This window comes from Acidimicrobiales bacterium (assembly GCA_041394265.1).
In the GTDB taxonomy this organism is placed as follows: domain Bacteria; phylum Actinomycetota; class Acidimicrobiia; order Acidimicrobiales; family SZUA-35; genus JBBQUN01.
Window position 1 is genome coordinate 600,291 of sequence record JAWKIO010000005.1, and the last position, 24,605, is coordinate 624,895.

At 67.6% G+C, this 24,605-nt stretch carries 20 protein-coding genes; 11 read left to right on the top strand and 9 right to left on the bottom strand.

The window, feature by feature from the left end:
- Positions 1-70 precede the first annotated feature (70 nt).
- Both R2733_02960 and mptB read right to left on the bottom strand, forming a co-directional pair.
- On the bottom strand, positions 71-2,026 hold the full coding sequence (locus R2733_02960; protein ID MEZ5375442.1) for a serine protease: 1,956 nt from the start codon (positions 2,024-2,026) through the stop codon (positions 71-73).
- A 58-nt stretch (positions 2,027-2,084) separates the two neighbouring features.
- A complete protein-coding gene (mptB, locus tag R2733_02965) occupies positions 2,085-3,500 on the bottom strand; it encodes a polyprenol phosphomannose-dependent alpha 1,6 mannosyltransferase MptB (protein ID MEZ5375443.1) in 1,416 nt (471 codons plus the stop codon).
- A 196-nt stretch (positions 3,501-3,696) separates the two neighbouring features.
- Here mptB and R2733_02970 point away from each other — a divergent pair, with 196 nt between their 5' ends.
- From R2733_02970 to R2733_02980, 3 genes are read left to right on the top strand one after another with little or no spacing between them, the layout of a single operon-like run.
- Positions 3,697-4,191, top strand: coding sequence for a hypothetical protein (locus R2733_02970; GenBank protein ID MEZ5375444.1), 495 nt, complete (start codon positions 3,697-3,699; stop codon positions 4,189-4,191).
- Position 4,192: 1 nt separating this feature from the next.
- Positions 4,193-4,561 carry a hypothetical protein gene (locus R2733_02975; protein ID MEZ5375445.1) on the top strand — a complete coding sequence of 123 codons (369 nt, stop codon included), beginning with the start codon at positions 4,193-4,195 and terminating at the stop codon, positions 4,559-4,561.
- A gap of 29 nt (positions 4,562-4,590) precedes the next feature.
- Positions 4,591-5,571: a hypothetical protein gene (locus tag R2733_02980; GenBank protein MEZ5375446.1), complete on the top strand. Its 981-nt coding sequence runs from the start codon at positions 4,591-4,593 to the stop codon at positions 5,569-5,571.
- A gap of 6 nt (positions 5,572-5,577) precedes the next feature.
- Here R2733_02980 and R2733_02985 read toward each other — a convergent pair whose 3' ends face one another.
- Genes R2733_02985 through R2733_03000 form a run of 4 tightly spaced genes read right to left on the bottom strand, consistent with a single transcriptional unit; the run spans position 5,578 to position 12,978 of the window.
- Positions 5,578-9,090: an FtsK/SpoIIIE domain-containing protein gene (locus R2733_02985; GenBank protein ID MEZ5375447.1), complete on the bottom strand. Its 3,513-nt coding sequence runs from the start codon at positions 9,088-9,090 to the stop codon at positions 5,578-5,580.
- Between the two features lie 58 nt (positions 9,091-9,148).
- Positions 9,149-10,336, bottom strand: a complete 1,188-nt coding sequence (locus tag R2733_02990) for an aminotransferase class I/II-fold pyridoxal phosphate-dependent enzyme (GenBank protein ID MEZ5375448.1) — start codon at positions 10,334-10,336, stop codon at positions 9,149-9,151.
- Positions 10,333-11,142 (bottom strand): SDR family oxidoreductase, encoded by an 810-nt coding sequence (locus tag R2733_02995; protein ID MEZ5375449.1) that lies wholly within the window; start codon positions 11,140-11,142, stop codon positions 10,333-10,335. The genes R2733_02990 and R2733_02995 overlap by 4 nt, the downstream gene beginning before the upstream one ends.
- Before the next feature lie 27 nt (positions 11,143-11,169).
- A complete protein-coding gene (locus tag R2733_03000) occupies positions 11,170-12,978 on the bottom strand; it encodes an ABC-F family ATP-binding cassette domain-containing protein (protein ID MEZ5375450.1) in 1,809 nt (602 codons plus the stop codon).
- Positions 12,979-13,674: 696 nt separating this feature from the next.
- Between R2733_03000 and R2733_03005 the strand changes: the two genes are divergently transcribed.
- Entirely contained in the window at positions 13,675-14,493 is an 819-nt protein-coding gene (locus tag R2733_03005) for a DUF3097 family protein (GenBank protein MEZ5375451.1), read from the top strand.
- Between the two features lie 61 nt (positions 14,494-14,554).
- Here the strand turns inward: R2733_03005 and R2733_03010 are convergent, their stop codons facing one another.
- Positions 14,555-16,168, bottom strand: coding sequence for an EAL domain-containing protein (locus R2733_03010; protein ID MEZ5375452.1), 1,614 nt, complete (start codon positions 16,166-16,168; stop codon positions 14,555-14,557).
- A 152-nt stretch (positions 16,169-16,320) separates the two neighbouring features.
- Between R2733_03010 and R2733_03015 the strand changes: the two genes are divergently transcribed.
- Both R2733_03015 and R2733_03020 read left to right on the top strand, forming a co-directional pair.
- Positions 16,321-17,097, top strand: coding sequence for a Swt1 family HEPN domain-containing protein (locus R2733_03015; GenBank protein MEZ5375453.1), 777 nt, complete (start codon positions 16,321-16,323; stop codon positions 17,095-17,097).
- A 61-nt stretch (positions 17,098-17,158) separates the two neighbouring features.
- Positions 17,159-18,253: a phosphotransferase gene (locus R2733_03020; GenBank protein ID MEZ5375454.1), complete on the top strand. Its 1,095-nt coding sequence runs from the start codon at positions 17,159-17,161 to the stop codon at positions 18,251-18,253.
- A 3-nt stretch (positions 18,254-18,256) separates the two neighbouring features.
- Here R2733_03020 and R2733_03025 read toward each other — a convergent pair whose 3' ends face one another.
- A complete protein-coding gene (locus tag R2733_03025) occupies positions 18,257-19,159 on the bottom strand; it encodes an alpha/beta hydrolase (protein ID MEZ5375455.1) in 903 nt (300 codons plus the stop codon).
- 42 nt (positions 19,160-19,201) lie between these two features.
- Here R2733_03025 and R2733_03030 point away from each other — a divergent pair, with 42 nt between their 5' ends.
- Complete coding sequence (locus tag R2733_03030; protein ID MEZ5375456.1) at positions 19,202-19,960, top strand: SDR family oxidoreductase; 759 nt, start codon at positions 19,202-19,204, stop codon at positions 19,958-19,960.
- A 33-nt stretch (positions 19,961-19,993) separates the two neighbouring features.
- On the opposite strand, the gene R2733_03035 is transcribed toward R2733_03030, so the two are convergent.
- Positions 19,994-20,782, bottom strand: coding sequence for a helix-turn-helix transcriptional regulator (locus tag R2733_03035; protein ID MEZ5375457.1), 789 nt, complete (start codon positions 20,780-20,782; stop codon positions 19,994-19,996).
- A gap of 89 nt (positions 20,783-20,871) precedes the next feature.
- On the opposite strand from R2733_03035, the gene R2733_03040 reads away from it, so the two are divergent.
- The 4 genes from R2733_03040 (at position 20,872) to R2733_03055 (ending at position 24,544) form a co-directional block, all read left to right on the top strand.
- A complete protein-coding gene (locus R2733_03040) occupies positions 20,872-21,723 on the top strand; it encodes an alpha/beta hydrolase (GenBank protein MEZ5375458.1) in 852 nt (283 codons plus the stop codon).
- Between the two features lie 83 nt (positions 21,724-21,806).
- Positions 21,807-23,000, top strand: a complete 1,194-nt coding sequence (locus R2733_03045) for a site-2 protease family protein (protein MEZ5375459.1) — start codon at positions 21,807-21,809, stop codon at positions 22,998-23,000.
- 42 nt (positions 23,001-23,042) lie between these two features.
- Complete coding sequence (locus R2733_03050) at positions 23,043-24,272, top strand: AI-2E family transporter (protein ID MEZ5375460.1); 1,230 nt, start codon at positions 23,043-23,045, stop codon at positions 24,270-24,272.
- On the top strand, positions 24,269-24,544 hold the full coding sequence (locus R2733_03055; protein MEZ5375461.1) for a glutaredoxin domain-containing protein: 276 nt from the start codon (positions 24,269-24,271) through the stop codon (positions 24,542-24,544). Before R2733_03050 ends, R2733_03055 begins: the two co-directional genes overlap by 4 nt.
- Positions 24,545-24,605 lie beyond the last annotated feature (61 nt).

Genomic DNA, 24,605 nt, shown 5'->3' on the forward strand with positions numbered 1-24,605 from the left:
CCCTACACAACCACGATAACGACGGATCATTCCCATGCCCCGATCGGGCACCTGGGTGATCGTCTCGAGATCAGTTGCCCGACAGCAGCACCCGCTCGCCGCCGGTGATGGCCACCTCGTACACCTCGGGACCGGGAGTGAAGTTGCAGTCCTGGCTCTTGAAGTCGTAGAGGTCGGGCGGCATCGAGATGACCGCCTCGTCACCGGGTGCCAGTGTCTGGTCGTCGCCGAGGTCGTCGGGTCCCCAGCCGTTGGCCAGGGTGGGGGCGATCTGCAGGTAGCAGACCGGATCGGGCGTGTCGTTCACGACCGTGAACTCGACCAGACCCGGACCACCGACGTAGACCGTGTTCGAGCTGTTGAACTCGTCTTGGATGTAGAGGTTCACCTCGTACATGCCGTCGGGAAGACCATCGATGTCGCCGGTGGCGCAGACCCACCAGCTCTCGCCCTCGGCACCACCGATCCACTCGGACGCCACGATCGAGATCTCCTCGATGAACTCACCGTCGATCGACCAGAGCGCATCCCAGCTGGTGCCGTCGACCATGCCCTCGTAATCGAAGGTGGCGCACACTTCGCTGGCGCCGCTTGGCAGCACCTTGACATCGTCGATCGCACGTTCGTCGTCGCCGATCCCCGAGGTCATGACGACGTTGAAGAAGTCGCCGCTGGCAGCGCCGACAACGGGAGGGGCGGCCTGCACCGGCACTCGGGCGGCAGCGGCCGTGATGAGGTCTTTGGCGAGGTTCACCGGTCGGATGCCGTTGATGAAGCCGCCGATCGGGATACACGAGTCGAGATCGTCGACGAAGCCGTCGCCGTTGGTGTCGGTGACGACCCGGCAGTCGGCGACGTCGAGGTCGGCGCCGCCCGAGGCCTGGGTGGGGATCCCGATCATCTCGAACGCGTCGTTGATGGCGAGCCCACCGCTGTTGCCGCCCGAGATGGTGGCGTCGGTCTTGATGAACGCCCGATCGGCGATGCCGGCCTCGGACGTGAAGCCCGACACCGACCCGCTGGTGAACGTGATGGTGTCACCGCCCAACGCCGGATATCCCAGAATGCGGATGGTGTCGCCCAGCCCGACGAGATCGGAGTCGCCGACCGTGATCGACGGCAGATCCGACACGGTGATCGGATTGAAGTCGAGGTCGTAGGCGATGCCGATGACGGCGAGGTCGAGCGCCGTGTCGAGGGCATAGACCTCGGCCAGGTACCGGACCTCGGGTGCGGCGTCGGCCGAGGAGGTGATGGCCACCTGCAGGCTGTCGTAGTTGCAGGCACCGAACGCCTCCACGACGTGGGCGTTGGTCACGATGAGACCGTCGGCCGTGACGATCGTTCCTGACCCCTGACAAACGGGCACGCCGTTGACGGCCGGGAAGATCTGCACCACGGACGTCGCCACGAGGTCGGTGGTGAGCGGGTCGGGCATGTCGGCGGTCGTGGTGGTGGTCTCTTCGACTGTCGTCACCGTCGTCGAAGTGGACGAGGTGGCGACCGTGGTGGTCGTTTCCTCGCCGGCGATGACACCTGAGGTGTCGTCGTCCCCGCCTCTCAGCGCGAGGAACCCGCCAACGGCGAGGATCAGCGCGCCAACGAGGCCACCGAGCGCGAGCCACAGGCCGCGACCCGAGCCACCACCAGAGGGCGGCTCCGCTCCCCCGCTTCCACCGCCGTAGCCAGGGGGCTGAAACGGTGGCGGTGTTCCCCCGCCGTACGCCGGCTGCGTGCCGGGACTGCTCGGCGGCACCGTCGATCCTGGAGCCGGGTAGCCGGCGGGTGCCGCGGGCGGCGAGTACTGGGGGATCTGGGTGGTCGGCGGCTCGTAGGAGGGGGGCGCGTAGCTGGGCGGAGCGTCGGGTGAGGGCGCGTAGCTGGGCGGAGCGTCGGGTGAGGGCGCGTAGCTGGGCGGTGCGGGTGGAGTCGGCGGCGTGGACGCCGGCGGCGTTGGCGGTTCCCCCGGGCGCGACGGCCGCTCGGGCATCGCCGGGTTCCCGCCGTACGGGTTCGAATCGGTCATGGTGCTCCCTCACACAATTCCAGCTGGTCCCGAGAGTAGCCGTCGCTCGACGCTTCCATCAGCGCGTCGACTCGGCAAGCAATGCAGACGGTCGAGGCAGGCGGGCCCCGATGGGGCCGGCCGCGATCAGCGTCAAGAGCGCCGCCGCCGCAAGAGCGATCGATCGACGACTCGAGTTGTCGAGCACGAGATGGCCGAGGTGTGGCCCCATCGGCAGCACGACGAAGGCGGCAGCGATGCAACCCCACACAAAGGTGCGGTTCTCCTCTCCGGCCGACGCAGCCGCCCACAGCATCAGACCCCACGTGAGGTACCAGGGCTGGGTGGTCGGATGGAGAACGGCGAACACCAACAGCGCGAGCGCGAGCGCACGTGGATGGTGCGAGCGCCGGAACAACAAGAAGGCGGACGTCACCACGACCACGGCCAGGCCGCCGACCCGGAAGAGCTCGAGCACGTCGTCACCTTCGAGTCCGGCCGACAGCTGGACGGCGCCGCCGGCGAGCCGGGTCAGACTGAGATAGGCATCGACCGGCTTGGCACCCGTGATGGCATCGACCCAGCCCCATCCCCAGCCCGTGAAGTGCCCGGCGAGCGCGATCACAGCGAACGCCTCGACGGTAGCTGCGCCAGCTCGGCGGATCCGGGTGGCGAGGGCCAGACCCGATTCGGCGATCCATGGCCACGTCAAGAAGGCGACGCCGAAGAAGGCCGGCATCTTGATCGACGCGGCGAACGCACACAGTCCGATGCCCACCAAACGCAGCTGCGGGCGACGTCCTACGGCGACACCACCGACGAGGAAGGCCAGCATCAACGACTCGTTGTGCGCTCCCGAGACCAGATGGAGGAGCACGAGGGGGTTGGCCATGGTGAGCACGATGGCGTCGACTGGATCGCGCCCCCACCCCTTTGCCAGGTCATACACCGCAAGGGCGGTGACGAGCAGCCCGAGCACAGCGATCGCCCGGAACACCATCACGACCACCACCAGGTCGGTCGCCGCCCGGCTCACCCCCGATGACACCGCTACGAACACCGGGCCGTAGAGCACCGGAGCGTCGAGATAGATGGGGTCGACGGGCTCGAGGACCGGATCGTCACCGAGCGCCGAGGGACCCTGGATGTACGGGTCGAAGCCCTCGTCGGCGAGCTTGCCTTGGGCGGCGTACGCGTAGACGTCGCGGCTCCCGAGCGGCGGCCCGGCGAGGAGCGGCAGCGCCCAGATCACGACCACCAAGGCGATGGCACCGACCGTGACACCCGCCGAAGCGGCGTCGCGTCGCAGACGCAGCCAGGCCCGGGCCAACACGATCAGGCCGGCGTAGAAGATGACCAGAGCGACCACGACGTCGACCGACGGCCGCACGGGCACGGTCGGCACCGACCACCAGCGCCCACCGCCGAGGTGGGTGGAGGCGCCCGACAGTGCACCGCCGACGACCAGGGTCAGGGTGCCGATGAATCCCAGCACCGTCGCTGGCAGAAGGGGATGCAGTCGCCGGGAGTCGATGCCACGAAGTGTAGGGATCCAACCTGGCCACGCCGTGGACACTCGACCAACACCTCGGGTTGATCTTTTTTCTTGCTTTCTACGTTTATTTACGTTTAACTTCTCTTCATTCCACCGGTGGGCGACCGCTCACCTTCAACAGAAAGCGAACCCAGCCATGACCATCCTCGGTGCTCAACTCGACGACCTCAGCCGACTCAGCCAGCGGCTCACCACAACGGCCGGCGACGTCGGCGGATCGCGCGACGGCGCGATTCGCACCACGACCCAGGTGGTCACTGGGGTGCAGGAGGCGGCGCAGGCCGCGCTCGAACAGATCATGACCCACATGGACCAGCTCGGTCAGTCGGTGGCGGCCTCGGTCGCCGAGGCGGGCGCGACGAATTGGACCGGCAGCAACGCCGATCGGTTCCGCGACGGGGCCACCACCTTCCAGCGGTCCATGCAGGCGGCGCAGAACACCACCACCGACGTGTTCAGCCAGTTCCGTGCCACCATCGCCTCACTGTCGGACACCCTCGACTCCTACGCGGCCGCCCTCGGCACCCAGTTGAGCGATGCCGAGCAGTCGGTGCAGCAGATGTCGCAAGCGGTGGATCACCAGCGCTCGAACCTCGACTCGGTGATGAACACCGGGCTCGCGTTCAGCTGACATGCCGAGCGCATCCGATTTCGACGCGGCGGCGACTGCCCTGACGAAGGCCGCCGCCGAGCTGACGGAGTGGATGGTCGGGACCCGAGACCGTTTCGGACCCGACACCATCTCGGGTGGTGCGCTCACGCAGGTGTGCCATCAGGCGGTCGACGAGGCGGAGCAACTCGCGACGTCGACCGCCGAGGCGCTGCGCTCCCAAGCGGCCCTCTGCCGCCAACGGGCGGCCGCCGTGCGGAGCTACGAGGCGGCGCTCGGCAGCTACCAGGCCGCGATGAACGACTGGCGGGACACCGTCAACGACCTTCCCTCCGGCGTCGCAGCACCCGCCATGCCGATCCGTCCGGCCAAACCCGGCTTCGCCCCCTGACCACCCGTCTTCCCACCGAGAGGAAGCCAATGACCGACTACCTGTACATCGACACGACCAGAGCACGCACCGCCGCGCAAGCGTTGCGAGCCGTCTCGGCCGCGGGCGTCGACCACGCGTCGACCATCGCCCGGGCCTGCCGACTCGCCGATCTCGCGAACGACTCGGGAGGCAGACTCACCGACGTCGCCGAGGCGCTCGCCGAGCTGGCCACCGTGCTCGAGGAGCGTTCCGATGCCGCCGACTGCAGTGGGCTGCTCCCCTACCAATCTCGCAGCATGGCGTTGGGTGACCTCACCATGTTGCTCTACGGCGCCACGCCGCCGACGCCCGGCGAACTGTTCCCGGTGATCGGCCCTCCGACCAATCGGCCCACCTTCGCCGGCGCCGTCGGCAACGGTTCGGGCTCCATCGGCGGCATCGAGCCCGCCCAGTCCGACCGGCGTCTGACGCCGATCATCCCCTGGTTCGACGATGTCCTGGATGATCCGTTCCTGTCACCGTCGACGTGGTCCGACATCGCCCTCGAACCGTGGAGAATGGTGGCCGATGGCGTCGCCGACGCGCTGCCATCGATCGATCGGGATGACATCGACCTCTTCATCGAGCGAGTGCAGGCCGCCACCGACGTCGAGCGAATGATGCGAGGCGAAACACTGCCCGGCGGCATCCCGGTCATCGCGGCCGAGGTCTTGGCCCAGTACGGCATCCTCAGCGTCGGCATCCTGGGCGGCGGGCTGTCGTACACCCGGGCGGGCGACGGCGAGCTGCGACTCGGCCTATCGGTCCCGCTGAACCCGCCTACCTCCTATCTGCCCTACGCCACGTTCACGCCGACCAACGAGGTGCCCGAAGACGGCGTGAGCCTCCAGATCATGGCGTGCGATTGGGTGTGCGGCGGCGGCAACATCGACGAGAACGGCAAGGTCAGCACGGTCATCGGCGCCGGACCGCTCGGGCTCGACGTGAGCCTCAGCGACACCCGTTGGTGGAAGCCGTTCGGGGACTGAACGATGTCAGGCAACCTCGGCCATGGCAACGTGCAACACGGTGGCACGGCCCCGATCCAGCAGAATCGAGCGTCCGGTCGGGTGCTGACTCAGATCGGGAACGACGAGCCGCACCGCTTCGGCGTCGAGGCGGCTGGGGTTGAGCAGCAGCACGGTGGCGTCGGCCAGCATCGGCGCCAACCACCCGCCGAAGGTTCGAGCTGTCGACGTCGAGGCAGCGACGACGACGGGGCGACCAGCCCGATCCGCCAACTCCAGCCGACGACGAACCTCGTCGTCGGCAAGGCGGTCGCCGTCATCGATGACCTCGACGTCGCTCGCCGCACCGAGCCGGTCGAGACCGGCGACGAGCGTGGCCAACGTGGTGGTGCGACCGCCGCCGGGACGACCGAGCACAATGAGGCGGCGGCCGGCGGCGAGCCGGACGGTCACGGGCTCGAGATCTTCGTCGAAACCGATCGGCACCGACCAGCCCTGCTGGTCACCGCTGCCGACAGGGAGACCATCGAGTGGCATCTGCTCGGCCAACACCCGCACCGGCTCCGGCAGCGTCGTCGGCTTCGACCAGGCGGCCAACCGGGCCAGCGCATGGTCGGAGAGATCGACGACGACACCGGGAAGGCCGGCATCGGCATCGAACACCGCCGCACCTGGGCCCGGCAAGTTCGAGTGATGGACGTCGAGCGCCAAACCCGAACTGGCGTCGCCCAGGCGATGCACGAGTCGACGGCGGATCGAGCCCAGCACCCGCGACGGCAGCTCACGATCCGATGTCACCCCGATCACGGGCACGATCGCACCATCGGCGAATGCGCGCGCCAGATGCAGCGGAGCATCCGGACCAACCACGTCGCTCAGTGTGTCGACGACGGGACCCCAGCGGTTGACGACCACCACCAAGGCCGGCGAACCATCACTCGAGCCGCACCGCCGTCGTCGATCGATGACCACGAGGGCTCTCGACAATCGATCCGCGTCGCGATGGTGGACCACGTCGGCGACCGACCCGAGCACACCGAGCCGGTCGACCAGACCACCGGAACCGTCGAGGATCAACACCTCGGTGTCGGGAGCGTCGAGGGCCATCGAGCCGACGATCGTGGCGATGGTGGCCGCCAGGCGGGCTGGATCGGCAGCGGCGACGACCACGCCACCATCAGCCGGCGACCAGGCGATCGGTAGTTGCAGCCGTCGATCGGCATCGTCGAGCACTCCGAGGACTGCTCGGCCGCCGGGGGTCGAGCGCTGACGATCGGACGCATCGCCGATGACCCACAGCCGCTCGGCGGGAATCGACGGTGGCAGCGGTGGAAGCCATGGCGCTCGTGCCCGCTCGGGGTGACACCGACCAATCATGTCGATGATCTGCGAAGGCCACGATGTTGCGCCCGTCGGCCCGACCGATGGCTCGAGGGTGAACGGCCGGGCCGTCATCAGCTCGGCGCCCGCCAGATACCCGACTTGCGCCAAGCGATGCTGCTCGCCCCCGACCGTCACGATCGCCCGACCCGGCAGCGGCGGGAGGTTGGCGGCATCGGGCCGGTCGATCACATCGACGCTGTCGGCCGCCTCGCGCACTCGGAGGCAGATGCGCAGGTTCGTGTTGGCCCGGATCTCGCTCGTGACGACGCCCGCCGGGCGCTGTGTCGCGAGGACGAGGTGCACCCCGAGCGAGCGGCCCCGACGGGCCACGTCGACCAGGCCGTCGAGGAACTCGGGAAGCTCCTCGGCCAGCGCCGCAAACTCGTCTACCACGATCATCAGGCGCGGCGGCGACGTGCCGCGCTCGAGCATCGACAGATCGCTCGCACCGTGCTGGCGAAGGACCACCTCGCGATACTTCAACTCGGCTCGTAGGCTCCGAAGCGCTCGGGTGGCATGGGCAGGCTCGAGATCTGTCACGAGCGCCGCCACATGGGGCAGCGGTGCGACGACATCGAACGCACCACCGCCCTTGAAGTCGACGAGCACGAAGGCAAGATCGTCCGGCGACTGCTGCAACGCAGCGGCGAGCACCAGGGAGCGCAACAGCTCGGACTTGCCCGAGCCGGTGGTGCCGGCCACCAGCGCGTGGGGCCCATCGCACACGACGTCGACCACCAATGGACCGTCGGAGCTCATACCGAGCGGGATCCGGAGCTGGTCGGGGCGAGCCCGGTCCCAAGAGGCCCGCAGTTCCTCCTCTCCCGTCGAACCGGTACCGAGCGGACACAGGCGAGCGAGGGGTACGGCGTCGGGCAAGGGCGCCGACCGTTCCTCGACTTCGGGGTCGGCGAACGGAGCGAGGAAGCGGGCGAAGGTCTCGGCTTCGTTCGCCGCGAGCCGCCATGTCCACCCGGCAACGGCGCCATCGAGCGAACGGACGTAGCCGTCGGCGGTCACCTCGAGCACCTGCTCGCAGACGGCGGGAACGTCGTGCACCGCACCGAGCCAGAGCACTCGGGCGGCCGCCATCTGACCGCTGAGAAGCCGGGCGAAGGCGCCGGGGCCCGATGGTGTCGGACCGTCGGCGATGACCAGTTGGGTGGCGGCTGCCTCGGCCATGCGGGCAGCGACCGCGTTGGCGCCCGCATGCTCGACTTCGACCGTGGCGAAGCCGGGCAGCCAGCGGGCCCATTCCCAGTCCGCTCGACGGTCGGGTGTCGTGATGATCGTGCACTCCAGATCGGCCGGGCCGTGGCGATAGGCAGTCTCGATGCCGATCCAGCGCGCCAGGGCGAGCACTTCGGCCCGATCGCCGGTGACGGCCAACCCGCGCTCGATGTCGACAACGAGCGGCACGTCGTCGAGTCCGATCGCCGGACCATCGGGGATCACGAGTCCGCCCCGCCCGACAGCGACCGGGAGGCACACCCCGGTGGCCAACCGCCGAGTCCACGGCCGCAGGGTCACTGACTCGACCAGCCGATCGATCTCTCCCGGGCTGAAGACCAGGCGCTCCAACCACTCGGCGACCGCGTGACCCCACGCCGCTTCGTTCGCTCGACACGCCAGCTCGTACTCACGCCACTCCTCGGCGTGACGGCGCTCGGCTCGGGTCCGGGTCAGCCGCGGCCCCAGCGCCCGGAACAGTGGGATCGCTGCCGATGCGGCACCCAGTAGCGCAAAGGTCGGCGACCACAGCGTGGCCATCAGGGCGCTGACCATCAGCATGGGGATCACCGTCGCATACGGGATCGCCGGTAGCGGGTCCAGCGGTTGCGGATGCTCGGGCGGCGATGGCCGCTCGGGCCGAGGCGCTGCCCCGTGCGGCGGCCGGATCACCGAGATTCGGCCCTCTCGGTCGGGGCGCCAGCCAGCTTGCAGGTGCGCGCTGGACGGCACGGCCTGCTCGGCCTCGCCGGCGAACACCATCGCTCGATGCAGCCCGATGTCGGCCAGCGAGATCGACCCGTGTGACTCGGCCACCCGGAGGCCCAGCGCCGATCGGAGATCGGCCAGGGTGTGTCGGCTCAGGTCGGTGCCCAGCTCGACACTGAACGATGCAGATCCCCGGCCGTCCTCGACGATGAACTCCATCGCCTCGAACGTACCGACGCAAACGGCAGTGGTCGGTGGGGACCGCTCCCCACCGGTGTCACCAGGTGGTCATGCTCGAGACGTCGTCGACCGTTTCGGCGATTCGATCGAGGATGGTGTCGATGATCGGGATCGAGGTGGCGAAATTCAGCCGGGCGAACCCGGTGCCGTGCCGTCCGAAGTCGGGGCCCGGTGACAGTGCGACCTTGCCCCGTTCGAACAGTACGGCCGACGGATCGGGACCGAGTCCGGCCTGGCGGAAGTCGAGCCACCCGAGATACGTGGCTTCCGGAAGATGCCACGACACCCCCGGGAGATCGTTGGCGATCCGCCGGGCGACATGGTCTCGTACGGTCGTGAGGTGCGAGCGAACCGCATCGAGATACGGCCGGCCTTCGTTCCAGACCGCCAGCGTGGCCGCCGTGCCCAAGACGTTGACGCCACCGAGGAGGTGGGTGGGAAGTGAGGCGTACGCCGCTTCGACGCCGGGGTGACCGAGGTGGGCGATGGCGCAGCGGAGACCGGCGAGATTGAACGACTTCGAGGCGCTGCCGACGGTGACGGTGCGATTGGCGGCCGTCTCGGAGATCAGCGGGAAGGCGAGATGATCCTTGCCGGGGTGGGTGAGGCCCGACCACACCTCGTCGGCGATCACGAGGAGGTCGTGACGCTCGGCGACCTCGGCGATGGCCTCGAGCTCGCTTCGATCGAAGATCCGACCGGTCGGGTTGTGCGGGTTGCACATGAGGATCGCCTTGGTGCCCTCGTCGATGACGGACTCGAGCCGTTCGGCGTCGAGCCGCCAACCGGAGGCCTCATCGAGGAGACAATCGACGACTCGACGGCCACCGCTCTCGATCCCGGCGATGAAGGGTGGGTAGATCGGGGTGAACAGCACCACACCGTCGCCCGGTTCGGTGTGCAGGTACAGCGTCATCTCGATCGCCTGGAGCACATTGGAGAAGATCTGCAGGCGTTCGGTGTCGGGACGCCAGCCGTGTTCGGCTTCGGTGAACGCTGCAAAGGCGTCGGCGAGCAACCCGTTGGCCCGCTGGCCGTAGCCGAAGTCGCCGACCTCGACGAGTCGGCGCACCGCATCGATGGCCACGGCGGGCGGTGTGATGTCGGTGTCGGCCACCCACGCCGGCCAGTGGTCGGCGCCGTCTCGGGCCCACTTCGTGCCCTGGAGCGAGCGCAGGCGCTCGAGGGAGATCTCGAGTTCGACCGTCGAGCCGCTGGTGTTCATTTCCAGGCCTGCCCGCCGCCGTGAACGTTGAGCTTCTCGCCGGTCACATAGGACGCCTTGTCGGACAGGAAGAACCGGACGGCGTTGGCGATGTCCTCGGGCTGGCACACACGCGAGAAGGGCATGGACGCATCGAGTGAGTGGATGTCGTCGATCCCGGCGGCGCCCTTGACGAGTCGGCGTCCCATGTCGGTCTCGACCAGGCCCGGTGCCACGATGTTGACGTGCACCCCGTATGGACGCTCCTCCTTGGCCAGTACCCAGGCGAGCGACTCCAGAGCGGCCTTGCCCATCGAGTACGGAGCTCCGTTGGCCGCATGGCCGAGGGTGGCGACCGACGAGATGACCACGACATCGCCTCGGCCACGGGTGGCGGCGGCCTCTCGGAGGTGAGGGACGGCGAGCGAGCAGAGGTGGTGAGGACCGAGGGCATGGGTGGCCATCACCCGCTGGAGCTCCTCGGGCGTGGTGTCGACCACGGCCAGGCCGCGGCTGGCGATCCCGCCGTTCGACACCAGGGCGTCGATGTGTCCGAACCGTTCGAGTGTGGCGGCGATGGTGTGCTCGTTGTCTTCGGTCTTCGACACGTCGGCGGCGACGGCGAGTCCCTGGCGGCCCATCGACTCGATCTCGGCGACAGCCTCATTCGCCGCGTCGGCGTCTCGACGGTAGGTGACGACGACGTCGAAACCGTCGGCTGCGAGACCGACGGCGATACCACGGCCGATTCCTCGACCGCCCCCGGTGACGATGGCGACCGGGGCGTCGTTGCCACCTGCGGACGTCGGCTGTTCAGAATCGGACATGTGCTCGCTCCTCGGGTCGGCGCGAGGTCAGCTGCCCTCGCGTTCTGCAGAGAGTTCTAGCCACCGCTCCTCCTGCTCGGCCAGTTCCGATTCGATTTTGGCCAGAGCGTTGCCGATGTCGGTGAGCTTCACGTGATCGGATCCGGCGGCTGCGAGGTCGGCGTGCAGCGAGGTCTTCGAGCGCTCGAGTCGGGCCATCGCCTTCTCGGTTTCCCGGATCAGGTGCCCCAGCGTGCTCGATGAGCGCCCGGACTTGACCTTCGTCCTCGTGTCGCCCTTGCGTGCCGGCTGGTCGTCGCTCGCCGACTGGCCCTGCCCCTTGCCGGCCGCAGCCTGCCCGGCACCGCTGGACCGGGCAGCGCCGGACTTGGCGTTCGCTCGCCGGTGTTCGTCCCAGGCGTTGTAACCCCCGGGATAGCGACCGGCGCTCCCGCTGCCGTCGATGATCAGCGCGTCGGCAACGACCCGTTCGAGGAACGCCCGATCGTGTGAGACCACGACCACGGCGCCCGGCCAGTCCTCGAGGAAGTCCTCGAGCGCTCGCAGGGTCTCGAGATCGAGGTCGTTGGTCGGTTCGTCGAGCAGCAACACATTGGGTTTGGAGGCCAGGATCGTGAGGAGCTGGAGCCGGCGGCGTTCACCACCGGACAGCGTGTGGACCTCGGCCCACTGGGCGTCGGAGTCGAACCAGAAGCTCTCGAGCAGCCGGGCATCGGTCCAGTCGGGCTGGCGATGGGGGCCGGCGATGACTTCGCGGACCCGGGCGTTCGGGTCGAGTTCTTGATCCTGCTGGGTGTAGTAGCCGAGCTGCACCGTCGACCCCCACGTCACCGTGCCATGCTGCGGCTCGCGCCGTTTCGCCATGAAGTCGAGCATCGTGGTCTTGCCTGCGCCGTTCGGGCCGACGATGCCCAACCGCTCACGAGGATCGAGGCGCAGCTCGATGTCGTCGAACAGCGTGCGTCCATCGGGCGCAACGGCGGTGACGCCCTCGAGTTCGATGACGACGTCGCCGAGCCTCGGGGTGCCGAACTCCATGTGGAGCTGCGCCGGGCGGGCCGGGCCCTCCAGCTTCTGGCCGATGAGCTCCTTGGCCGCTTCGACCCGGTACTTGGGTTTGGACGTGCGGGCCTTCGCTCCACGGCGCAGCCATTCGAGTTCGCTGCGTGCCAGATTGCGGCGGATGGCATCGGCTGCGGCGGCGGCTTCGGCCCGGCCGGCCTTGCTGTCGAGGTAGTCGGCGTAGTTCCCCTCGTGGACGTATGACGAACCGCGGTCGAGTTCGAGCATCCGGGTCGTGACCCGATCGAGGACGTGGCGGTCGTGGGTGACGAGCAGCAGCGCACCTCGGTAAGCCGCAAGCCAGTCTTCGAGCCACTCGATGCCTTCGAGGTCGAGATGGTTGGTCGGCTCGTCGAGGATGAGGAGGTCGCTCGGCGTCACCAGGGCCTTCGCCAGACCCACTCGCTTCACCTCACCGCCCGACAGTGCATTGGTCTGCCGATCGAAGTGGTTCCCCATGCCGAGGCGGGTGAGCACCGACTCGGCCTCCCACTGCTCGACGCCGTCGGCTGCGGTGACTGCCTCGAGCACGGTGCCGGCGGGCAGAGGTGCGTCTTGGTCGAGCATGACGACCCGGACTCCGCGGCCGAAGATCACGGTGCCACTCTCGGGTTGCTGACGGCCGGCGAGGACCCGGAGCAGCGTGGACTTGCCGGTGCCGTTGATGCCGACGATGCCGAGTCGATCCCCGGTGCGAACGGTGACCGAGACGTCTCGGAACAGGTCGCGGTCGGGACGAGACATGGTCACGGCATCGGCGTCGATCAGAATCACCGTGCAAGGCTAACGACGTCGTCACGCGTGGCCGACGAAGGAGGCACGCCCACGAACAGCCGGACCAGATCGGCGAAGCCGGGACCGGCGGACACGGTCCAAGGCCAACGACGTCGTCGCGTGGCCGACGGAAGAGGTACGCCCACGAACACCCGGACCAGATCGGCGAAGCCGGGACCGGCGGACACGGTCCAAGGCCAACGACGTCGTCACGCGTGGCCGACGGAAGAGGTACGCCCACGAACACCCGGACCAGATCGGCGAAGCCGGGACCGGCGGACACGGTCCAAGGCCAACGACGTCGTCACGCGTGGCCGACGAAGGAGGCACGCCCACGAACACCCGGACCAGATCGGCGAAGCCGGGACCGGCAGACACGGTCCAAGGCCAACGACGTCGTCACGTGGCCGACGGAGGAGGCACGCCCACGAACACCCGGACCAGATCGGCGAAGCCGGGACCGGCGGACACGGTCCAAGGCCAACGACGTCGTCACGCGTGGCCGACGAAGGAGGCACGCCCACGCCCACGCCCACGAACCCCGGACCAGATCGGCGAAGCCGGGACCGGCAGACACGGTCCAAGGCCAACGACGTCGTCACGCGTGGCCGACGAAGGAGGCACGCCCACGAACAGCCGGACCAGATCGGCGAAGCCGGGACCGGCGGACACGGTCCAAGCAATAGAGTCCAATTCATGGCTGGCATTCTCGGTGACCCGCTCGACATGCACGATCCTGCTCGGCGTCGGCCATCGTGGCCGAAGCTGCCGGCCACTCGTGGGCTCGTCGTGCGGCATCGGACGACGGGCTACGTCGGCCATGTGATGCGCTACAGCCCGGATTGGATCACGCTGCGCGATCAACAGGGCCGGGAGCACGTGCTCCGCAACGATCGCGGCGCCTTCTCACACGAGGGGAAGACGGTGGTGCTGGTGGCACCGCCCAAGCCGACCAAGGCGACCGAGTTCACTGCTTCCGGGTCGGTGGCGCTCGACAACGTGGCAGCCCGGGTGGCCCAGCCGAGTCGAATCCTCGTCGAGGGCATTCACGATGCCGAACTCGTCGAGAAGGTGTGGGGTGCCGATCTTCGGATCGAGGGTGTCGTGGTGCAACCGCTCCACGGCGCCGACGACCTGCGGGAGATCGTGAGCCGGTTCGGCCCGCGTCCCGGTCGCCGCCTCGGGGTCCTACTCGACCATCTGGTCGACGGTTCCAAGGAAACCCGCATCGCCGACACGATCGACCATCCCGACGTCCTCATCACGGGCCACCCGTACGTCGACATCTGGCAGGCGGTCCGCCCATCGGTGCTCGGCATCGGCGCCTGGCCGACGATCCCGAAGGGCACCGATTGGAAACGAGGGATCTGCGACGAGTTCGGCTTCAAGGGTGAGCCGGGTGAGCTGTGGAAGCGAATCCTCGACCGGGTGACCGGCTACCGGGATCTCGAGCCGGGACTCGTCGGCGCCGTCGAGCAGCTGATCGACTTCGTCTCGCCTCCTCCCGTCGACTGACGGCGCCGACCGAGGCTGGACGGACCGAGGCTGGGCAGACCGTACGTCCGAGCGAGCGACGTCAGCCCCGCCGAGCCGGGCGCGAGGAGCCGGTGTCGGCAAGCGCTCGACTCACTTCGAGCGAGGTCATGCCCGGCGTGTTCGAAACCGTGTCGCGGGGCTTGAACCAGACCTCGGGGTCGATCACCGACGCGTCGACCGGCTTGTTGAAGAGGTAGCCCTGCATGACGTTGACGCCCAGGTCGAGCAGCTGACGAACTTGGCGCTCGTTCTCGACACCTTCGGCCACGATGTTCATGTCGAGCGCCTTGGCCATGGCGATGATGGCCTCGATGATCGCGCGATTCGACGTGCCCTGCTCCATGGAGTCGACGAAGGTCTTGTCGATCTTCAGCGTGGTCACCATGTCGAACTGCTTGACGTAGCTCAACGAGGACTGGCCCGTGCCGAAGTCATCGATCGCCAGGTTGACGCCGAGGTCGCGGATGTCGCGCAGCATCTTCAGGCCGTCGAGATGATCGACGATCACGTCCTCGATGATCTCGAGCACGAGTTGCTGGGGCGGCAGCCCACTCCAGGCCAGGATGTCGGCCACGCGTTGGGGCAGCTGGGTATCGAGGAGTTGCTGCTCGGCGATGTTGACTGCCATGCGGATGTTGCGAGCATCGGGCGACAGGTGGTTCCACACCGCGGCCTGGGCGCACGCTTCCTTCAGCACCATCTCGCCGATACGTGCTATCATGCCGGTCTCCTCGGCAACCCCGAGGAACTCGCCGGGACCGATCAGGCCGCGAGTCGGGTGGTTCCAGCGGACCAGCGCCTCGAAGCCGTAGAGCCGCTTCTGCGGCACGTTGACGAGTGGCTGGTAGAAGACGACGAGCTGTTCCTCGTCGAGGGCTCGAACGAGGTCGCGCTCGATGTCGAGGCGGTTCATCACCTGCTGGCGCTGAGCTTCGTCGAACACGGCGTAGCCGCTGCGGCTCTTCTTGGCCCGGTACATGGCGGCGTCGGCGTCGCGAACGAGGTCTTCGGGCTTGCGGGTGTCGGCCGGCAGTGCGATGGCCACACCGATCGATGTCGAGACGACCTGGGCGGCACCGTTCAGCGAGACCGGCTGCTGGAACGACTTGAGGATCTGTTCGGCGACGGCGAGCACGGAGCGTTCCGAGAGCAGATCTCGGCAGACGACGACGAACTCGTCGCCGCCGAAGCGGGCCACCATGTCGCTGCCGCGCACGGCACTCTTGAGTCGGGTGGCGACGATCCGCAGCAGCTCATCGCCGGCTTCGTGCCCCATCGAGTCGTTGATGACCTTGAACCGGTCGAGATCGAGGAACAGCACACCGAGGACGGTGTCGTTCTTCTTGGCGCGAGCCGAAGCCCGTTCGAGTTCGACGAACAGCGAGTTCCGGTTGGCGAGTCCGGTGAGGTTGTCGTGCTGCGCCTGGTGCTCGACTTGCGCCAACGAGTGCACGTTGTGGCGCTGGGACCAGTTCTGCCAGATGGCGCCGACGCCACCACCGATGGCACCGACGGCGCCAGAGGCTCCGGCGATGACGAGCGACGACTGTGAGAGGTCGGCAACGATGAAGAGCGCGGCAAGCCAAACAACGGCGGTGGCGATACCACAGCCGATCACGATCCCTGGTGACAGGGCTACTCGCCGGTCGTACACCCTTCCATTAACGGCAGAAGATCGGCCGAGTTGAGCGCTCAGGTCCGCCGATTCGCTGCCGATAGTGAGACAGCACCGGGGAGGTGTCGCTCACGGGCGCCCACCCTCGTTCTCGACCACGCTCGCACCGGAAAGGGGGCTTCGGACTCTCCATGACAACCGAACGTTCCCGTACCCCGAGTCTGGCGCTCAGCCGCCATGCCCAGATGGCCGAGGCCTTCGAGATCTTCGCCGCGGGCATGGGCCCCTTCATCGACGAGCGCATGACCCGCTACTTCGCCGACGACCCCTCCTGGGAGGAAGCGGCGGCGAATCGAATGGGTCGCGCCAACGAGCACGGGGCAGCCGACCCGCTGTTCCAGCTGCTGGTCATGCGACGGTTCTGGGGCCCCGTCTTCGCCGAGTTCTTCGGCCAGGATCTCCGTGGTCTGGTTGCCCAACTCGTCGAGGCCCGGAATCTGTGGGCGCACTTCAATCTGCCCGACGACACGGCCTATCTCGACCGAATCCTCCTCGCCATCGAGCGCATCCTCGCGCCGGTCGATCCCGATCCGGTCCGTCAGCTGCGCCAGCTCCGCGGCCGGCTGAAGAATCCGACCACTGACGACACCGAAGCCTCCGATCTCGAGGCATCGATCGACATCGTCGCGCTCAGGGCCCAACTCGGCGAGAGTGAAGGCGCATTCCAAGAGGTGCAGTCGCAGCTCGACAACATGAAGAAGCAGCTGGACGTGAGCCGCAAGGCCTCGGCCGGCAAACAACTCCGCCTCACGCAGCTCGAACAGGAACTGCTCGAACGCGAGGGGCGTGCCACGGAACTGGCAACGGCCATCGAGTTCGAGCGAATCACTCGCAATCGCGTGGAATGGCTCTTCGTCAGCTTCATCGCCGTGATGCTCGTGGTCATGGTCCTGCTCGCCCAGACCTGACGGTCCAGCGGTACCAGCCCGGCGTCGGTGCTAGCGTCCGAGCGACGACGGGGGGACCGACGTGAACGCACTACCCACATCGAGCCAGGCCATCACGGTCGACTGGCTCAACATCGCCTTGAGCGACGAGGTACGAGATGGCGCCCGCGTCACGAAGGTCGATGCCGAGGTCATCGGCGAAGGCGTCGGCTTCATCGGCGAGGTGGCTCGGCTGACCCTGACCTACGACGCGCCGACGCCTTCATCCACGACGTCGATGATTTCCAAGCTGCCGACGACCAATGAGGGGTTCAAGCATCTCGGACTCATGCTCGGCTTCTACGAGAAGGAGTCGGGGTTCTTCCGTGACGTCGCGCCCGAGATCCAACTCCGGATCCCAGCGTGCTTCCACAACGCAGCCCACGACAACGACTTCATCCTCCTGCTCGAGGACCTCGCGCCGATGCGCGCCGGGAACCAGCTCGCCTCCTGCACCTTGGAGGAAGCCGGGCTGGCGCTCGAGGCGGTGGCGCTGCTTCATGCCCACTGGTGGCAGAACCCCCGTCTCGAGGAGTTCTCGTCATGGCTCCCCGGTCCGGACAGCCCCTACTTCCAGATCCTGAAGGGTGCGTATCTCGGTGGGCTCGAGCGGTTCCACACCGTCTTCGGCCACCTCGTCAGCCCGGACATCGAATTGCTCGTGAACCGAGCTGCCGAGGACTACGAGGCCATGGTCGCGGCCGGGGCAGGACGGCATCCACACACCTTCATCCACGGTGACTTCCGACTCGACAACATGATGTTCGGGGACGGACCCGACGACCCACCGTTCGCCCTGCTCGACTGGCAACTGCCGTTCCAGGCCAACCCATTGTGGGATGTCGTCTACTTCCTCGGCGGCAACTTCGAGCCTGCGTGGCGACGCACCCACGAGGACGAGTTGCTCGTTCGATACCACCAGGTGCTGGTGGCGAATGGTGTCGAGGACTACTCGCTCGAACACTGTCGGGAGGACTATCGCGCCGCAGGACTCGTGCTGCTCGGCTACCTGGTGACCGGAGCCAACGATGTCGACCTCGACACGTTGAACGATCGCGGCCGGGAGCTCATCGAGACGATGTTCACCCGATACTCGACCACCATCCTCGATCTCGGCTCGGCCGACTTCCTCCCCTGAGGCTCAGTTCGGGCGGCGGGTTGCTCGCGCCATCACACGGTCGACACAGCGCCGAACGGCGTCCGCACCTTGCGGGTGCAGCAGGAGACCGTCGTGGTCGACGCCGGGAACGATGGCGGCAGCGACGTGGGCGTGGCGACGCTCGAGTTCCAGCGGATCGCCGAGCACCACGTCATCGGCGACGACAGGCCGGGCCCACGCGGCAACGCTGAGCACCTCGACAGGGACGCCGATCCGCTCGATGGCGCTGGATTTCGCCGGGTCGAGGAGGAGTTCGCTTCCGTCGAACCAGACGGCTGACTCGTTGGTGCGGCTACGAACCTGAGGTGGTGTCCCACCGAGGTCGTGGAGCACGGTCGCCACGAACACGTCGTCGGCCGTACCGGTCGACATCCCTCGTGCTCGGGCGGCGAGCAGTGCCGTGTCGCGATCCGGATAGACCGTCCGCAACCGTTGCAGCAGTGGGAGCAACGCTGCGTCGATCACTACGGCGTGATCGCCGATCACGCGGATCGGAACACCGCCGTCGATCAGGACGCAACCGTGGACGCGGTCCGGGTGACGTTCGGCCATGGAGGTGGCGATCGACGCTCCCGTGCCGTGTCCGACGAGGACGCAGGAGCCGGCTCCGGTGTGATCGAGCACGGCGATCACGTCGGCAACGTGCGCATCGATGCCGAAGGGTTCGGGGAGCTCGCCGCTCGCGGCGCGGCCGCGAAGGTCCGGCGCCAGTGCGGTCGTCGCCGGGTCGAGTCGTGAGGTCACCGAGCGCCAACTCACCGAGTTCGCTGCAAGGTCGTGAAGGAACACCACGCTGCCGTTCGAGCGCTCGGGCGACGCGCCGCTGACCTCGACCGACAGCTCCCCACCCGCGACGGGCACCGAGATCGAGCGTCGCTGCTGCATGGACGTGAACCTACCGTTGGTTCTGACCTAACGTCGGGCGCCATGGACCTTCGACTCGACGACAAAGTAGCCCTCGTGACCGGTGGATCACGAGGAATCGGCAAGGCGATCGCCACCATGTACGCCGAAGCCGGTGCCCGGGTGATGATCGTGTCCCGCAAGGCCGAGTCGCTCGAGGCCGCCGCCGCCGAGATCGGCCACGGATGCCAATGGATCTCGGCCAACACCGGCGATGCCGACTCGGCTGCCATGGCCATCGACGCCACCATCGAGCGCCTGGGTGGTCTCGACATCCTCGTCAACAACGCCGCGACGAACCCCTATGCCGGACCGATGATCGACGTCGACCAGGGCCGCTGGGAGAAGACGCTCCAGGTCAACCTCACCGCTCCCCTGCTGTGGACCCAGACGGCGTGGCAGAAGGCGATGAAGGACAACGGCGGCGTCGTCATCAACATCTCGTCGGTCGGTGGGCTCAGCACCAGTGCCGTGCTCGGGGTCTACGACCTCACCAAGTCGGCGCTCATCCACATGACCGAGCAGCTCGGCGCGGAACTCGGCCCCAAGGTGCGGGTCAACGTGATCTGCCCCGGCCTCATCAAGACCGATTTCGCTCGCATGCTCTGGGAGGGCGAACGGGGCGCCGAGGTGGCCGAGCGCTATCCGCTGAAGCGCCTGGGTGAGCCCGAAGACATCGCTGCGGCCGCTCTCTACCTGGCGAGCGACGCCGGGAGCTGGATGACCGGCCAGAAGATCGTCCTCGACGGCGGCGGTCTCGTGGCCTTCCCTGCCTTCGACTGACCGACCATCGGCGCTCCTCGGCGAAGGTGCACCTCAGGGGGCGCCGAGCACCGATCGGCAGAAGGCTTCGGTCTCGGCGTCGAGCGGAAAGAAGCTCTCGAGCCGCAGTTCGTCGAGCGTGATGTTGCTCGGCGCGTTGAAGGCCGTGATGGTGGTCATGAACGACAAGACCGCATCGCCGACCCGGAACCGGAGCGGGATCGCCGGCTCGGCGCCGGCTGCCAGGTCGGGTTGCCGCCAGTCGTCGGGCACGTCGGGGGCGTCGAGCAGATCGGCCAAGAGGTCGGCCATGGCTTCGTCGTTGGGTCGGTGGAGGACCTCGCGCTGGATACGGCGCAGGATCTCGCTCGCCGTTCGCGGCCAGTCGTCGATCAGTGGTCGAGCTGCGGGGTCGAACAGCAGCCGAGCGACGTTGCGGTGAAGATCGAGGCCGGCGAGCGACATGAATCGTGCCGCCGCCTGATTCGTCGCAGCGAGCTCGTACCAGCGATCGACCACCAGCATCGGGAAGGGCTCGTGGTGGCGCAGCATGAGTTCGAGCGTCAGTTGGAGCGGCCCGTTGAGCATGGCCTCGACCCCGGGGTCGGGATAGTGGGCGTCGAACCCGGCTGCCCGCAGGACTTCATTGCGTGATCGCAGTGGGACATCGAGCGTTTCGAGCAACAACATGACCATCTCGACGCTCGGACGCGATCGGCCGGTCTCGAGAAAGCTCAGGTGTCGAGTCGACACGCCGGCGTTGAGGCTGAGGTCGAGCTGGCTCAGCCCCCGCTGCGATCGCCAGTAGCGAAGTAGGGCGGGAAGCGCTCGATCTGTGGACATGAACGCGAGCGTAGGATGCTCGGGCCTCGGGCGGCAGTTACCCGTACAGGTCATGGCCCAATGAGTCGCACATCCGTAGGTTCGATCCCATGACACCACGCACCCATGTCCCCATCACCAACGGTCGGCTCGGCTATCGCTGTGTCGGCGACGGCCCCGACATCGTCTTCGTCCACGGATGGCCGCTCCATCGCGAGATCTGGGCCGAGGTCGCGGCGGCCCTTCCCGGCCATCGATGCCATCTCATCGACCTCCCCGGCGCCGGGGACTCGGTCATGGACGACGCCGTCGAACTCGGCTTCGACTCGCTGTTGCGAGGTCTCGGTGAAGCGATCGATGAGCTCAGTCTCGAGCGTTTCGCCGTCGTTGCGAGCGACTCGGGCGGGATGGTGGCCCGTCGTCTGGTTGCCGATCGGGGCGAGCAGGTGACCGCGCTCGTCTTGACCGGCACCGAGATTCCCAACGAACGGCCATGGCTCCTCCGCCTCTTTCTCGCCGTGAGCCGCCTCCCGTTTGCAGCAAGCTTGCTCCGGCTCAACCTCGGGACCAGGCTGCTGCTCCATTCGCCGCTCGTGCTCGGCGGTGCCTTCGACGACCGGTCGCTCATCGACGGCGCGTTCCACCGGTCGTTCGTGGAGCCGCTGCTCACCGATCGGTCGCTGATGAAGCGGCAGCTCGAGGTGCTGCGGTCCTATCGCTGGTCCGATGTGGATGCGCTGCTCGACGTTCACGCCAGGATCAGCGCGCCCACGCTGCTGTTGTGGGGAGCGAACGACCCGGTCTTTCCGGCCGACACGGCCCGCGGGATGCTCGACCAGTTCGCAGGCCCGGCCGCGTTCGAGTCGATCGAGCGGGGCAAGCTCTTCGCATTCGCCGAGTTTCCCGACCACTTCGCTGCGCGGGCAGCTGCCTTCCTCGCCAGTTCGGTTCGTGCCGTCTGAGCCTGCCGCCCCGCCCGTCATTGCCGACAAATCTGCGCCAAACTGGTGCCCGTGACCTCGACCGTTCCCAGAAGGCTGCTCCGTTGACCGACACCATTCGCCTGGGTCGTGTCGCCGGGATCCCGGTCGGCATCCACTGGAGTGCGCTCGTCGTCGGTATCGCCGTGACGGTCCTGTTGGCGCTGCAGATCCTGCCGGGCGCCGATCGGAGCGCCACCTCGACCGATCTCTGGATCGCCGCCGGCGCCGGCACGCTGCTGTTCTTCGTGTCACTCCTGGCCCACGAATTCGGGCATGCCATCATGGCCCGCCGCCACGATGTCGGCGTCGCCGGGCTCACGCTCTGGGTGCTCGGAGGCATGGCCAAGCTGACCAGGCAGGCCCCGACCCCTCGGGCAGAGTTCCAGATTGCGATCGCGGGGCCGGCTGCGAATGCGATCGGTGGCCTGCTCTTCGGCGGACTGGCCTGGCTCCTCTACGGCAACGAGTACTGGCTACTCGGCGGGGCGGTATGCGTCTGGCTCGCAGCGGTCAACGTGCTGCTGGCGGTCACCAATCTGGCGCCCGGGTCGCCGCTCGACGGCGGCCGGGTGTTGGCCGCGTTCCTGTGGCGCCGAAACGGCAATGCCGAACGATCACGCCTGATCGCCGCCCGTCTCGGACTTGCGATGGGCCTTGGCATCGTGATCCTCGGTCTGGCCGAGGCGCTGTGGGTCGGACGGATCTCGGGCTACCTCACCATCGCGATCGGCGTGTTCGTCGCAGCGGCGGCGAAGAACGACATCGCCGGCGCCGCCGTGCGGGCCCGGCTCGATGCCATGCGGCTCGACGCCCTCATGGTCCGCCATCCCGTCGCCGTGCCCGACGGATCGACCGCCAAGCAGTTCCTCGACTGGAGCAACACCCAACCGATCCGCTCTGCCAACCCCGTCGTCCGCTGGGGCAACGAACCGCTCGGCTACCTGACCTCGTCGATGGCGGCCCAAGTGCCCGAAGCCGACCGGTCGTGGACCACGGTCGGCGGCATCATGCTTCCCGCTCACCTCACGCCGCGGGCGTGGGACTTCGAGTCGGTCGCCACCGTGCTCGACCGACTCGACGTGTCCCTGCCCTCGGTCATCGTCGTCCACGACCCTCGCACCCGGCAGCCGCTGGGCACAGTGAGCGACGACCAGATCGTCGCCCTGTTCGCGCCACCCGACTGGTGGGGGCGAGACCGCACGCCGCCGATCGCCGCATTGCCGGCAACCGCTCCGGCACTCGTCGGCTCCCGCTGAGTTCCACCTCGCCGCAGGCACGCGCTCGCTAGCATCATCGGCGTGACGAGCGTCGAAGCCCCCAGTCGCGATCGACGCCGCCCGCCACCGTGGATTCGTCGTGCCATCATCACCTGGTGGTTGACCGGACTCGTCCTGGTCCTGGTCGTCCTCCTCGTACGCGAGCTGCAGAGTCTGCTGACCCAGATCGTGATGGCGCTGTTCCTGTCGTTCGCGATCGAGCCGGTGGTGGACAAGCTCGAGCGGCGCGGTGTGCGCCGCAGCCTGGCGTCGGTCCTGACCCTGCTGGGCGTCGTCGCTGCGATCATCGTGTTCCTGGCGATGATGGGCACCCTCATCGCCGACCAGCTCAACCAACTCGTCGACGAGCTGCCGGCGTACGTCGAGAGCGCACAGGAGTGGCTCGACTCCACGGTCGGGATCCAGGTGAGTGCCGACGATCTCCTCGCTCAGCTGCAGCCCGGAGGCGAGGCATCCAAGTTCGCGAGCAACCTTGCCGGCGATCTCCTCGGCTTCGGCTCGACCATCGCCAACGTCTTGTTCCAGGTTCTCACCGTCACGATCTTCGCCTACTACTTCTCGGCCGACGGCCCGCGGCTGCGCCAGAGCGTCTGCTCGGTCTTCCCACCCGCTCGTCAGCACGAGATCCTTCGGGTCTGGGAGCTGGCCATCACCAAGACCGGTGGCTACATCAGCTCTCGCATGATCCTGGCCGTCATCTCCGCGACGTTCCACTGGGTCGTGTTCCGCACACTCGGGTTGCCGTCGCCCATCGCCCTGGGCCTCTGGGTCGGCATCATCTCGCAGTTCATCCCGGCAATCGGCACCTACCTGGCCGGCATCCTCCCGGTCCTCGTCGCCGTCGGTATCGAGCCCGCCAAGGCGCTGTGGGTCATTGGTGCGATCGTCGTCTACCAGCAAATCGAGAACTACGTCCTCCAGCCACGCATCACGGCCCAGACCCTCGATATGCACCCCGCGATCGCCATTGCGGTCGTGATCGGCGGCACCTCCCTGTTCGGGATCGCCGGTGCCCTGCTGTCGCTGCCGCTCTTTGCCACGGTCACGGCGTTCTCCACCGCCTACATCGAGCGGCACGAGCTGGTCGAGAACCGACTCGTTGATCAGCGGGGGCGACCCGGCGACCCCACCGGCCGATCCGACGACGCGCCCACCAGCCTCGGCGACGTGCTCGGCGCTTCCCTCACCCCCGACGCCGGCCCCGATGGCGGTGGAACAGCGAACGACGACGAAGGGTTGGATCAGCCATGACCGCAAGCGCCGATACCCCGACCGTCGAGTTCTACTGGCGACCGGGTTGCCCGTTCTGCATGCTCCTGGAACGGTCGCTCAAGAAGAAGCGCATCCCCTTCACCAAGAAGAACATCTGGGACGACGCGGCGCATGCTGCGGTGGTCCGATCGCTCGCGAACGGGAACGAGACCGTGCCCACCGTCGTCGTCGGTAGCTGGTTCGGGGTCAATCCGTCAGCCAAGGACGTCGTTGCTGCCATCTCGACCGAGGCGCCGGAACTTCTTTGCTAAACCTTGACGAAGCTGGTCCATCTACGGTCTGAGCTGCCCATATCGGACGAGTTCGAACGGA